We start from the raw sequence: 13269 nt of genomic DNA on the forward strand, positions 1-13269 counted from the left end.
GAAAGCTTCCTCAAGAAAACCGGACGGGCCCGGGTCTTCCCGAAAACTCCGGGAAGACCCGGGCCCGATCGTCAGGTAGCGCCGCCCGATCTATCGGGTCAGCCGCCCACGAGCTGGTCGATGTCGCCCATGTAGCCGATCTTGCCGCCCTTCACCTGGTAGATGAAGGTCGTCGCGCCGTCGAATTCACCGTTCGGCAGGAACTTGAAGGTCTTGGTCAGACCCTTGTACGAAGCACCCTTGAGCTTGGTCAGCATCGCCTCGCGGGTGATCTTCTCCGCGCCGAAGGACTTCATCTGGTCGATCACCAGGTTGGCGATGTCGAACGACTCCGCCGAGTAGGTGCTCGGGTTCGTGTTGAAGCGCTTCTTGTAGTCGTCCGTGAACTGCTTCGTGGCCGCCTCGACGTTCGCGTCGGCGCACGGGCAGGTCAGGAACCAGTCGTTCGCGGCGTCCCCGGCGAGCGAGACGAACTGCGAGTCGTTGGTGCCGTCACCGGAGAACTTGGGGCCGGTGAACCCGGCCTCCTTGAGCTTCTTGGCGAACGGCGCGCCGTCCTGGTAGTAGCCCGCGTAGATCATGGCGTCCGCGCCGGAGTTCTTGATCTTCGTGGAGATCGGACCGTAGTCCGGGGTCGCCTTCGGCACGCTGTCCGAGACGACCTGGACGCCGGCCTTGGTCAGCTCGTCCTTGGCGACCTTCGACAGACCCACGCCGTACTCGGTCTTGTCGTCGACGACGAAGACCTTTTTGACCTGAAGCTTCTTCGACAGGTACTTCGCCATCCCGCCGCCCTGGGCGTTGTCGTTCGGCGCCCCGCGCAGGAACGCGGTGAAATTGTTCTCCGCGTTCGTCAGGGACGGGTTGGTCGCCGACGGGGACACCGTGGCGAGCTTCGCCTTGGCGTAGTTCGGCGACGCGGCCTTGGTGGGACCGGAGAAGGCGGGGCCGACGACGGCAACAACGTTGTTGTCGTCGATCAGCTTTTGCGCCGCGGAGACCGACTTCGTCTCCGACGCCTCGTCGTCCGAGGTCTTGAACTTGAGCGTGAAGGGAAGATCGCCCTTCGCGTTGGCCTGCTCGACGGCGAGACGTGCGCCGTTCTCTTCGTTGATGCCAAGCTGGGCATTCTCCCCCGAGAGCCCCGCTTGGAAACCTATGGTCCAGGTCGGCTTGTTACCGCCACCGGGGGCGGTGCTGCCGCCTTCCTTCTTCTTGTCGCCGTCATCGTCACTGCCGCACGCGGAAAGCACGAGTGCCGCTGCCGCGATGGGCAGCGCGATTTTGATCACGCGTCGCTTGAGCACAGCAAACCCCAACCCCTTGTAGAAAAAGTTCGGAGCCCGCATCGGGGCGCCTTCACAAACCGCGATGAACATGCGGTGCCCGGAATGTAGTCCGGCGGGAAGGGCAGCGGCAGTCCGCCGACCGAGATGTGATGCGCCCGTAACCAGAAGTAATCCAAAAGAAACAGTGAATGAAACCTATCGATCCAAAGTGATCAAATATGATCATCGAGTGCCGGAAAAACACCGAACCCGCCCGGTTCGACCGCATCCGGGCGGGTTCATGGGAGATTGAGGGAGGCTGGGTCAGTCGGCGACGTCGCCTCCGGACACCACGACCTCGGCCACCGTGCGCATCGACATCCGACGGTCCATCGAGGCCTTCTGGATCCAGCGGAACGCCTCGGGCTCGGACATCCCGTACTTCTCCTGCAACACACTCTTGGCACGATCGACCAACTTGCGCGTCTCCAGCCGCTGGGTGAGGTCGCCGACCTCACGCTCCAGGGCGGCCAGTTCGGTATAGCGCGAGACGGCCATCTCGATCGCCGGGACGAGGTCGCCCTTGGTGAACGGCTTGACCAGATACGCCATCGCACCGGCGTCCCGGGCCCGCTCCACCAGCTCGCGCTGGGAGAAGGCGGTCAACATCAGCACGGGGGCGAGGCGGGCCTTCGCGATCTGCTCGGCAGCCGAGATGCCATCGAGTATCGGCATCTTCACGTCCAGGATGACCAGGTCGGGCCGACACTCGTGGACCAACTCCACGGCCCGCTGGCCGTCTCCGGCCTCGCCGACGACGTGGTACCCCTCTTCCTCCAACATCTCTTTCAGATCGAGCCGGATCAGCGCCTCGTCCTCGGCAATGACGACACGGGCGCGGTGGCTGTCCTGCGATGCGGCGGGCGGCTGCGTGGCGGCGGTCACGTCGCTCCTCGATCAGGGAAATGGTGCGGACACGAGGGTACCGAGAGGCGGTATGGTGTTCTCCTAGCAGGGGGTTTTGGCACGCCAAGACCATCCTGACTTGCCGGGTTGGCGGAATGGCATACGCGGATGGCTCAAACCCATCTGCCCGAGAGGGCTTGCGGGTTCGAATCCCGCACCCGGTACCAGTTCTCCTGCGGAGAACACTCGTTCGAGTGATGCCGACTCGAACATCTGCGTCAGCGGGCCCTGGCGGCAGATCGTGGATATATGAACGATCCGGATCTTCGCCGCCAGGCACTCGCCCTGCTGCAATCAGGTATCTCCAACCGCGAAGTGGCTCACAGACTGCACGTTCCCCGAGGGACCGTGGGCTACTGGCTGCACATGGAGCGCTTTCGCCACGGCGAACTCCCCGCACGACGCACTGCCCCCTGCTTCCGCTGCCACGACGTCTACGTCGACAGCCAGGCGTACGCCTACCTTCTCGGCCTCTACCTCGGCGACGGCCACATCGTGACGCACCCACGCTCGTACAGCATCGCCATCTCCTGTGCCGACGCCTGGCCGGGCCTGATGCAGGAATGCGCGGATGCCATGACCCGCCTCCTCCCCGGCTCCACACCGAATTTCGTACGGCGACAGGGGTGTACGGACGTCAAGCGGTACTCACAACACTGGCCATGCCTATTCCCCCAGCACGGCCCCGGCCGCAAGCACACGCGGCCGATCGTCCTGGAGTCCTGGCAACGTGACATCGTCCGGGCCGAGCCCTGGGCCCTCGTGCGCGGCCTCATTCACTCCGACGGCTGCCGGAACATGAACTGGACCACCCGCATGGTCGCCGGTGAGCGCAAACGCTACGAATACCCGCGCTACCTCTTCGCCAACGAGTCCACGGACATCATGCGCATCCTCACGACCACGCTCGACGAACTCGGTGTCGAGTGGAAGTTCGCCCGCCCAAACCTCCTGTCCGTCGCCCGCCGCGTGTCCGTCGCACTCATGGACGAACACGTCGGCCCCAAATACTGACGGTCCGTCACCCACCGGGGCGGGTGACGGACCGTCGTACTACAGCACTACGGCGAGGTGTTACTCGTTCGGCAGATCCCCTATGTGGTGCAGGCGGATCAGGTTGGTCGATCCCGGGACGCCGGGCGGGGAGCCGGCCGTGATCACGACCAGGTCGCCCTTCTTGCAGCGGCCGATCGCGAGCAGTGCCGCGTCCACCTGACGAACCATCTCGTCGGTGTGGCTGCACAGCGGCCCGAGGAAGGTCTCCAGGCCCCACGTGAGCGCCAGGCGGCTGCGCACCGCCGGCTCCGGGGTGAAGGCCAGCATCGGGATCATCGAGCGGTACCGGGACAACCGGCGGCCCGTGTCACCGCTCTGGGTGAACGCCACCAGGTACTTGGCGTCCAGTCGTTCGGCGATCTCGATCGCGGCCTTCGCGATCACGCCGCCCTGGGTGCGCGGACCGGCCAGGCCGCGGATCTCCTCCTGCATCGCGGAGGAGTCCTCGGCCGCGACCACGATCCGCGCCATGGTCTTGACGGTCTCGATCGGATACTTGCCGACCGAGGTCTCGCCCGACAGCATGACCGCGTCCGTGCCGTCCAGGACGGCGTTGGCGACGTCGGACGCCTCCGCCCGGGTGGGGCGCGAGGCGCTGATCATCGAGTCGAGCATCTGGGTGGCGACGATGACGGGCTTGGCGTTGGCCCGGGCCAGTGTGATCGCGCGCTTCTGCACGATCGGCACGGCCTCCAGCGGCATTTCGACGCCGAGGTCGCCGCGGGCGACCATGATGGCGTCGAAGGCGTGGACGATCTCCTCGAGGTTGTCCACCGCCTGCGGCTTCTCGATCTTCGCGATCACCGGGAGTCGGACGCCGACCTCGTCCATGATCTTGTGGACGTCCTCGATGTCCTTCGCGGCGCGCACGAAGGACAGCGCGATCATGTCCGCACCGAGGTTGAGGCCCCACTTGAGGTCCTCGATGTCCTTCTCGGACAGCGCGGGCACGCTCACGGCCACACCGGGGAGGTTGAGCCCCTTGTGGTCGGAGACCATGCCGCCCTCGATGACGATCGTGTGCACGCGCGGGCCCTCGACGTCGACGACCTCCAGGGTGACCCGGCCGTCGTCGATGAGGATCCGCTCGCCCTTGGTGACGTCGGCGGTCAGCCCCTTGTAGGTGGTACCGACCTCGTGCTTGTCGCCGGGGACGTCCTCGGTCGTGATCGTGAACTCGTCGCCGCGCTCCAGGAGCACGGGGCCTTCGGCGAAGGTCTCCAGGCGGATTTTGGGGCCTTGGAGGTCGACGAGGATGCCGACGCTGCGACCGGATTCGTCGGATGCCCGACGGACGCGGTGATAACGCTCCTCGTGCTCGGCGTACGCGCCGTGGCTGAGGTTGAAGCGGGCTACATCCATGCCTGCGTCGACCAGCGTGCGGATCTGTTCATACGAATTGGTGGCAGGGCCCAGGGTGCAGACAATTTTGGCTCGACGCATGGTCAGAGCCTAGTTCCTACCGCCCGGTAAGCCGTACCCGCGTCCGGTATATGGCGCTTTTCCAACATGCGGAAAGGGCGCCGCAACGGCGGCGCCCTTTCCCGTTCACGCGACTTTCGTCACATATTCAAACTCGTACCGCGCGATCACACCGAGTCACACCGGATCCGCACCCGGTCCGAGCCGCATCCGCACCGGATCACACCGTGAGCGGCCGATCGGTGGGTCGGATCGGCGTCGGCAGGTTGGTGCCGCCGGTCAGCCACGCGTCCACCGCGGCCGCGCACGAGCGACCCTCGGCGATCGCCCAGACGATCAGCGACTGTCCGCGCCCGGCGTCGCCGGCCACGAACACGCCGTCCACGTTGGTCGCGAAGCTCTCGTCGCGCGCGACGTTGCCGCGCTCGTCCAGGGCGAGTCCGAGCTGCTCGACCAGTCCGTTGGAGCGGTCGGTCCCGGTGAAACCCATCGCCAGGAACACGAAGTCCGCCGGGATCTCCCGCTCGCTGCCGGGCACCGGCACGAAGCGGCCGTCCTTGAACTCGACCTCGACCAGCTTGAGCGCCTTGACCCGGCCGTCCTCGCCGGCCACGAACTCCTGGGTGTTGACCGCGTACACACGCTCGCCACCCTCCTCGTGCGCGCTGGCCACCCGGTAGGTCATCGGGTACGTCGGCCACGGCTGCGCGGCGGGCCGCTCCTCCGAGGGCCGGGGCATGATCTCGAGCTGGGTGACCGAGGCCGCGCCCTGGCGGTGCGCGGTGCCCAGGCAGTCGGCGCCGGTGTCGCCGCCGCCGATGATCACCACGTGCTTGCCGGCCACGTCGATCGGCGAGGCGACCAGGTCGCCTTCCTGCACCTTGTTGGCGAACGGCAGGTACTCCATCGCCTGGTGCACGCCGCCGAGTTCGCGCCCGGGGACGGGCAGGTCACGCGCGGCGGTGGCGCCGGCGGCGATCACCACCGAGTCGTAGCGCCGGCGCAGCTTGGCCGCGTCCAGGTCGGTGCCGATCTGCATGCCGGTGTAGAACTTGGTGCCTTCCGCGCGCATCTGCTCGATGCGCCGGTTGATGTGCCGCTTCTCCATCTTGAACTCGGGGATGCCGTAGCGCAGCAGTCCGCCGATCCGGTCGGCCCGCTCGTACACGGCGACGGTGTGGCCGGCCCGGGTGAGTTGTTGGGCGACGGCGAGGCCGGCGGGGCCGGAGCCGATCACCGCGACGGTCTTGCCGGAGAGCCGGTCGGGCGGTTGCGGGGCGACGTTGTTGTCGTCCCAGGCCCGGTCGATGATCGAGACCTCGACGTTCTTGATGGTGACCGGGGCCTGGTTGATGCCGAGTACGCAGGCGGCCTCGCACGGGGCGGGGCACAGTCGGCCGGTGAACTCGGGGAAGTTGTTGGTCGCGTGCAGTCGTTCGCTCGCGGCCTCCCAGTCGTCGCGCCAGACCAGGTCGTTCCACTCGGGAATGATGTTCCCCAGCGGGCAGCCGTTGTGGCAGAACGGGATGCCGCAGTCCATGCAGCGGCCGGCCTGTTCGGTGATGATCGGGAGCAGTGTGCGCTCCTCGTACACCTCCTTCCAGTCCCGGATGCGCACGTCGACGGGGCGACGCTTGCCGAGCTCTTGGGGCGTGGTCAAAAAGCCCTTCGGGTCAGCCATGAACCGCCTCCATCATCTTCTGGACGATCTCGGTCTCGGTGAGACCGGCTCGCTCGGCGGCGTCCTTGGCGGCGAGCACTGCCTTGTAGTCCCTGGGCAGGATCTTGGTGAAGCGCCGGGAGGCGGCGTCCCAGTCGGAGAGCAGGGTCTCGGCGACGGCCGAGCCGGTCTCCTCGTGGTGCCGGCGCACAACGTCGTGCAGTTCGGCGCTGTCGAGGGCGTCGAGTTCCTCGACGCCGACGAGTTCGGTGTTGATGTTGTTCGGGTCGGCGTCGAGCAGGTAGGCGACGCCTCCGGACATGCCGGCGGCGAAGTTGCGGCCGGTGCGGCCGAGAACGACGGCGCGGCCTCCGGTCATGTATTCGCAGCCGTGGTCGCCGACGCCTTCGACGACGGCGGTGGCGCCGGAGTTGCGTACGCAGAAGCGTTCGCCGACGACGCCGCGCAGGTAGATCTCGCCGCCGGTGGCGCCGTAGCCGATGACGTTGCCGGCGATGATGTTGTCCTCGGCGGCGAAGCCGGCGGCGCGGTGCGGGCGGACGGTGATCCGGCCGCCGGACAGGCCCTTGCCGACGTAGTCGTTGCCGTCGCCTTCGAGACGCAGGGTGATGCCCTTGGGCACGAACGCGCCGAAGGATTGGCCTGCGGAGCCGGTGAGGGTGATGTCGATGGTGTCGTCGGGCAGGCCGGCGCCGCGGTAGCGCTTGGTGACCTCGTGGCCGAGCATCGTGCCGACGGTGCGGTTGGTGTTTTGCACCGGAAGGTTGATGACGACCCGCTCGCCGTTCTCCAGCGCGTCGGCGCTGAGTTGGATGAGCTGGTTGTCCAGGGCCTTGGCCAGTCCGTGGTCCTGCGGGCTGGTGTGGTGCAGGGCCGTGCCCTCGGCGAGCGCGGGCACGTGGAAGAGCGGCGCGAGGTCGAGGCCTTCGGTCTTCCAGTGCCGGATCGCCGCGCTGGTGTCGAGGAGTTCGGCGTGGCCGACGGCCTCTTCCAGGGTGCGGAAGCCGAGTTCGGCGAGCAGTTCGCGGACTTCTTCGGCGATGAACTCGAAGAAGTTGACGACGTGGTCGGCCTGGCCGTTGTACCGCTCGCGCAGCACGGGGTTTTGTGTGGCGACACCCACGGGGCAGGTGTCGAGGTGGCAGACGCGCATCATCACGCAGCCGGAGACGACGAGGGGTGCGGTGGCGAAGCCGTATTCCTCGGCGCCGAGCAGGGCGGCGACCAGCACGTCGCGGCCGGTCTTGAGTTGGCCGTCGGTCTGTACGACGATGCGGTCGCGCAGGCCGTTGAGCAGCAGTGTCTGCTGGGTTTCGGCGAGGCCGAGTTCCCAGGGGCCGCCGGCGTGCTTGAGCGAGGTGAGCGGGGAGGCGCCGGTGCCGCCGTCGTGGCCGGAGATGAGCACGACGTCGGCGTGTGCCTTGGACACGCCGGCCGCGACCGTGCCGACGCCGACCTCGGCGACCAGCTTCACGTGCACCCGAGCCGCCGGGTTGGCGTTCTTGAGGTCGTGGATGAGCTGGGCGAGGTCTTCGATCGAGTAGATGTCGTGGTGCGGCGGCGGCGAGATGAGGCCGACGCCGGGGGTGGAGTGTCGGGTGCGGGCGACCCACGGGTAGACCTTGTGGCCGGGCAGTTGGCCGCCTTCGCCGGGCTTGGCGCCCTGGGCCATCTTGATCTGGATGTCGTCGGCGTTGACCAGGTATTCGCTGGTGACGCCGAAGCGGCCGGAGGCGACCTGCTTGATCGCCGAGCGCCGCTGGGGGTCGTACAGCCGCTCGGGGTCCTCGCCGCCTTCACCGGTGTTGGACTTGCCGCCGAGGCGGTTCATCGCGATGGCCAGTGTCTGGTGCGCCTCCATCGAGATGGAGCCGTAGGACATGGCGCCGGTGGAGAAGCGCTTGACGATCTCGGAGATCGGCTCGACCTCGTCGATCGGGATCGATTCGCGGGCGCCGGTCTTGAACGCGAACAGGCCGCGCAGCGTCATCAGCCGCTTGGACTGCTCGTCCACGCGCTCGGTGTACTTCTTGAAGATGTCGTAGCGGCGGGTGCGGGTGGAGTGCTGGAGGCGGAAGACCGTCTCGGGGTCGAACAGGTGCGGTTCGCCTTCGCGGCGCCACTGGTACTCGCCCCCGATCTCCAGTCGGCGGTGCGAGGGGGCGATGCCGGTGGGCGGGTAGGCCTTGGCGTGCCGGCGGGCGACCTCCTCGGCGACGACGTCCAGGCCGATGCCGCCGAGCTTGCTGGTGGTGCCGGTGAAGTATTCGGCGACGAAGTCGGCGGCGAGGCCGACGGCTTCGAACACCTGGGCACCGCGGTAGGAGGCGACGGTGGAGATGCCCATCTTGGACATCACCTTCAGCACGCCCTTGCCGAGCGCCTTGATCAGGTTGCGGATCGCCTGTTCGGGCGCGATGTCGCCGAGGAAGACGCCGTCGCGGACCAGGTCCTCGACGGATTCCATCGCGAGGTAGGGGTTGACGGCGGCGGCGCCGTAGCCGATGAGCAGCGCGATGTGGTGCACCTCGCGCACGTCGCCGGCTTCGACGATCAGGCCGACCTGGGTGCGGGTCTTGGTGCGGATCAGGTGGTGGTGTACGGCGGAGGTGAGCAGCAGCGAGGGGATCGGCGCGTGCTCGGCGTCCGAATGGCGGTCGGAGAGGACCACGATGCGGGCACCGTCGGCGATCGCGCCGGTGGCCTCGGCGCGGATCTCCTCGAGTCGCTTGGCCAGTGCCGCGCCGCCGCCGTCGACGGGGTAGAGCCCGGAGATGGTGACGGCCTTCAGGCCGGGCTGGTCGCCGTCGAGGTTGATGTGGATCAGCTTGGCGAGTTCGTCGTTGTCCAGCACCGGGAAGGGCAGGACGACGTTGCGGCAGTCGGCGGGCTGGGCGTCGAGCAGGTTGCCCTCGGGGCCGACGAAGCTGCCCAGCGAGGTGACCAGCTCCTCGCGGATGGCGTCCAGCGGCGGGTTGGTGACCTGCGCGAAGAGCTGGACGAAGTAGTCGAAGAGCAGCCGGGGCTTGGCGGACAGCGCGGCGATCGGGCTGTCGGTGCCCATCGAGCCGAGCGGTTCGCCGCCGGCGCGGGCCATCGGCGCCAGAATGACGCGCAGTTCTTCCTCGGTGTAGCCGAAGGTCTGCTGGCGGCGCGAGACGGAGGCGTGCGTGTGCACGACGTGTTCGCGCTCGGGCAGGTCCTCGAGGTTGATCAGGCCCGCGTGCAGCCATTCCTGGTAGGGGTGTTCGGCGGCGAGCGCGGTCTTGATCTCGTCGTCCTCGACGATCCGCCGGGCCTGGGTGTCCACGAGGAACATCCGGCCGGGCTGGAGCCGGCCCTTGCGCACGATCCGGGCCGGGTCGATGTCCAGGACGCCGACCTCGGAGGAGAGCACGACCAGGCCGTCGTCGGTGACCCAGTAGCGCGAGGGCCGCAGGCCGTTGCGGTCCAGGACCGCGCCGATCAGGGTGCCGTCGGTGAAGGTGACACAGGCCGGGCCGTCCCACGGTTCCATCACGGTGGCGTGGAACTTGTAGAAGGCGCGCCGGGCGGCGTCCATCGTGGCGTGGTTCTCCCACGCCTCGGGGATCATCATCAGCACGGCGTGCGGGAGCGGCCGACCGCCCAGGTGGAGCAGTTCCAGCACCTCGTCGAAGGACGCGGAGTCGGACGCCTCGGGGGTGCAGATCGGGTACAGCCGGCTCAGGTCGCCGGGGATCAGGTCGGTGGCGAGCATCGACTCGCGCGCGGCCATCCAGTTGCGGTTGCCCTTGACGGTGTTGATCTCGCCGTTGTGCGCGATGAAGCGGTACGGGTGGGCGAGCGGCCAGGCCGGGAAGGTGTTGGTGGAGAACCGCGAGTGTACGAGGCCGATCGCGGACGCCAGGCGCCGGTCGGACAGGTCCGGGAAGAACGGCTCCAGTTGCCCGGTGGTGAGCATGCCCTTGTAGACGAGGGTGCGCGCGGAGAGCGAGGCGAAGTAGACGTCGACCTCGCGCTCGGCGCGCTTGCGCAGCGCGAACGCGAGCCGGTCCAGGGCGATCCCGGTGACGGTGTCGTCGACGCCGGCCACGAACAGTTGGGCGAAGCGCGGCATGGTCTCGGCGGCCATGGTGCCGACCAGGCCGGGCGTGGTGGGCACCTCGCGCCAGCCGAGCACGCGCAGGTTCTCCTCGGCGGCGATGCGCTCGATGGAGGACTTGGCGCGGCCGGCGTGCACGTCGTCGTCGGGCAGGAAGGCGATGCCGACCGCGTAGCCGCCGGCGGCGGGCAGGTCGAAGCCGGCGCTCTCGCGCAGGAAGGCGTCCGGGACCTGGATCAGGATGCCCGCGCCGTCGCCGGTGTCGGCCTCGGCGCCGGTGGCGCCCCGGTGCTCCATGTTCCGCAGGACGGTCAGGGCCTGGTCGACGATGTCGTGGCTGGGCTCGCCGGTGAGCGTGGCCACGAATCCGACACCACAGGCGTCGTGCTCGTTACGGGGGTCGTACAACCCCTGTGCCGCGGGAATCGCGGAGAAGAGGGGGCCCGGAGTTGCGGGCATGGCAGGAGGCATGGGCGCTCCCGTCGTCGTCGTGGCGTGTGGTGCGCAACAGGGACGACGTTGGCCCTCTGCGATTTCGTGCAGGTTACACGATCAGTACGTGTATCCGGAACCCGGGACAAACCCGTCTCACCATGCGGTCTCCAGGGTGATCCGGCCGGGCTGTCGAGCGCTGCGCCGCGCCGGTCGCCTTGGCATATCAGCTGGCTCATTCCCGACCATCCCGACACCGAAACGGGGTGTCCGACCCGTGGAATGGGTCGTTTCCGGGTGAGGTCGTCGGGCTACGGCCGTGTTACGTATGCCTCACCCGTCACACCTGTCGGCCGATCAGCAGGCCGAGCAGGTAGGTCAGTCCGCCCGCGGCGGCGCCCAGCAGCAACTGGCGGGTCCCGCCGAACCACCACGGCCGGGCGGTGACCCGGGAGACCGCGGCGCCCGCGCCGAACAGGCCGAGCGCGGTGAGCAGCAGGGCGGGGGCGAGCGTGGTCGCGCCGAGCAGGTACGGCAGCAGGGGCAGCAGAGCGCCGATCGCGAAGAAGGCGAACGAGGAGCCGGCCGCGAGCCACGGCGAGGGCAGGTCGTGCGGGTCCACGCCGAGTTCCTCGCGGGCGTGGATCTCCAGGGCCAGCTCGGGGTCGCGGGAGAGTTGGCGGGCGACCTCGAGGGCCAGGTCCTCGTCCAGGCCCCGGGCGATGTACAGCTCGGCGAGTTCGCGTTGTTCGGCCTCGGGGCTGCGGCACAGTTCGCGGCGTTCCACCTCGACCTCGGCGCGGGCCAGTTCACCCTGGGAGGCGACCGAGGTGTACTCCCCCGCCGCCATCGAGAAGGCGCCGCCGGCCAGGCCGGCCAGGCCGGTGATCACGACGGTCTTGGGCGTGGCGTCGCTGCCGACGACGCCGGCGATCAGCGCGAAGTTGGAGACCAGGCCGTCCATCGCGCCGAACACGGCCGGGCGCAGCCAGCCGCCGCCGACGTCGCGGTGGGTGTGGTCTATGCCGTCCTGGTGTCCGAGGGCCGGGGCGCCCGGGACGTCGGCGGCGGTGTCGGTGGTCTTCAAGGTCGTTCGGCCCTCTCGTCACGCTGGGGCGACGACGCTACCGTTTCGACCGGACCCGCCGCCGGCCAGGAAAGGCTGTCCGAACCCGAAGAGGCTGCCCGAACCCGCAGGTGGAAGCGGGTCGGGGCAGCCTCGGGTCGAGCGGGGTCAGCCCTTGTCGGCGGGCTTGCGCACGGCCGAGGCGGCGGGCTCGGCATCCGCGTCCGTGCCGGGGTCGGCGTCGGTCGCGGCCTCGTCCGGCCCACCGGGTTCGTCGCCGGCGCCCTCGGCGTCCTTCACGAGCTTCACGGCCTTCGTGGCTTTCGCGTCCGCCGCGTCCTCGGTGTCCGCCGCGTCCTCGGTCGCCTTCGCCTTGTCGGCCTTGTCGGCCTTCTCGGCGTCCTCGTCCTCCGCGTCCTCCGCGTCCTCGCCCATCCCGCGGTCGTGCCCGCGCAGCGTGGCCGGGTCCTCGCGGCCGGGGTGCTTGCGCGCCGAGATCCAGATGTAGGCGAGCGCGCCGGCGAACACGACGATCGAGGTCCAGTTGTTCAGGCGCATGCCCAGGACGTGCTCGGCGTCGTCCACGCGCATGTACTCGATCCAGAACCGGCCCACCGTGTAGCCCGCGACGTAGAGCGCGAAGGCGCGGCCGTGGCCCAGCTTGAACCGGCGGTCGGCCCAGATCACCAGCGCCGCGACGCCGACGCACCACAGCGACTCGTACAGGAACGTCGGGTGGAAGGTGCCGGCCTGGCCGGGGTCGATCACGTTGTGGTCGCCGTCGATCTTCACCGCCCACGGCGCGTCGGTCTCGCGGCCGTAGAGCTCCTGGTTGAACCAGTTGCCCCAGCGGCCCACGGCCTGGGCGAGGACGATGCCGGGGGCGAGCGCGTCGGCCAGCGCGGGCAGCGGGATGCCCCGGCGGCGGCAGCCGATCCAGGCACCCACCGCGCCGAGGGCGATCGCGCCCCAGATGCCGAGGCCGCCCTTCCACACGGCGAACGCCTGCATGGGGTCGCCGCCGTCGCCGAAGTACGGCCCGGGCGTGGTGATGACGTGGTAGATGCGGCCGCCGACGAGGCCGAAGGGCACCATCCACACGGCGATGTCGCCGACCGTGCCGGGGCGACCGCCGCGGGCGACCCAGCGTCGCTCGCCGAGCCAGATCGCGAGGACGACACCGAGGATGATGCACAGCGCGTAGCCGCGCAGCGGGATCGGACCGAGGTCGATCTGGCCGCGGGAGGGGCTGGGAATGAATGCGAGGTCCATGGCGGGTACGACGCTACCGGGT

At 68.7% G+C, this 13269-nt stretch carries 8 protein-coding genes and 1 tRNA gene; 2 read left to right on the forward strand and 7 right to left on the reverse strand.

Annotated features, from left to right (window positions below; genetic code table 11):
- Positions 1 to 98: 98 nt before the first annotated feature.
- Together OG948_RS10435 and OG948_RS10440 are read right to left on the reverse strand one after the other, a co-directional pair.
- On the reverse strand, positions 99 to 1349 hold the full coding sequence (locus OG948_RS10435) for a branched-chain amino acid ABC transporter substrate-binding protein (protein ID WP_406295674.1): 1251 nt from the start codon (positions 1347 to 1349) through the stop codon (positions 99 to 101).
- 243 nt (positions 1350 to 1592) lie between these two features.
- Positions 1593 to 2213: an ANTAR domain-containing response regulator gene (locus OG948_RS10440; RefSeq protein WP_395862527.1), complete on the reverse strand. Its 621-nt coding sequence runs from the start codon at positions 2211 to 2213 to the stop codon at positions 1593 to 1595.
- Positions 2214 to 2315: 102 nt separating this feature from the next.
- On the opposite strand from OG948_RS10440, the gene OG948_RS10445 reads away from it, so the two are divergent.
- Together OG948_RS10445 and OG948_RS10450 are read left to right on the forward strand one after the other, a co-directional pair.
- Positions 2316 to 2401, forward strand: a tRNA-Leu gene (locus OG948_RS10445).
- Between the two features lie 82 nt (positions 2402 to 2483).
- Positions 2484 to 3248, forward strand: a complete 765-nt coding sequence (locus OG948_RS10450) for a helix-turn-helix domain-containing protein (protein WP_406295676.1) — start codon at positions 2484 to 2486, stop codon at positions 3246 to 3248.
- A gap of 60 nt (positions 3249 to 3308) precedes the next feature.
- Here the strand turns inward: OG948_RS10450 and pyk are convergent, their stop codons facing one another.
- The 5 genes from pyk to lgt form a co-directional block, all read right to left on the reverse strand.
- Complete coding sequence (gene pyk / locus OG948_RS10455; RefSeq protein ID WP_395862523.1) at positions 3309 to 4733, reverse strand: pyruvate kinase; 1425 nt, start codon at positions 4731 to 4733, stop codon at positions 3309 to 3311.
- Between the two features lie 199 nt (positions 4734 to 4932).
- On the reverse strand, positions 4933 to 6393 hold the full coding sequence (locus tag OG948_RS10460) for a glutamate synthase subunit beta (protein WP_406295678.1): 1461 nt from the start codon (positions 6391 to 6393) through the stop codon (positions 4933 to 4935).
- Positions 6386 to 10936 (reverse strand): glutamate synthase large subunit, encoded by a 4551-nt coding sequence (gltB, locus tag OG948_RS10465; RefSeq protein WP_406295679.1) that lies wholly within the window; start codon positions 10934 to 10936, stop codon positions 6386 to 6388. Before gltB ends, OG948_RS10460 begins: the two co-directional genes overlap by 8 nt.
- A gap of 313 nt (positions 10937 to 11249) precedes the next feature.
- Entirely contained in the window at positions 11250 to 11996 is a 747-nt protein-coding gene (locus OG948_RS10470) for a VIT1/CCC1 transporter family protein (protein WP_406295681.1), read from the reverse strand.
- A gap of 147 nt (positions 11997 to 12143) precedes the next feature.
- A complete protein-coding gene (lgt, locus tag OG948_RS10475) occupies positions 12144 to 13247 on the reverse strand; it encodes a prolipoprotein diacylglyceryl transferase (RefSeq protein ID WP_406295683.1) in 1104 nt (367 codons plus the stop codon).
- Positions 13248 to 13269 lie beyond the last annotated feature (22 nt).

This window comes from Embleya sp. NBC_00888 (assembly GCF_045207655.1).
Taxonomy (GTDB): domain Bacteria; phylum Actinomycetota; class Actinomycetes; order Streptomycetales; family Streptomycetaceae; genus Embleya.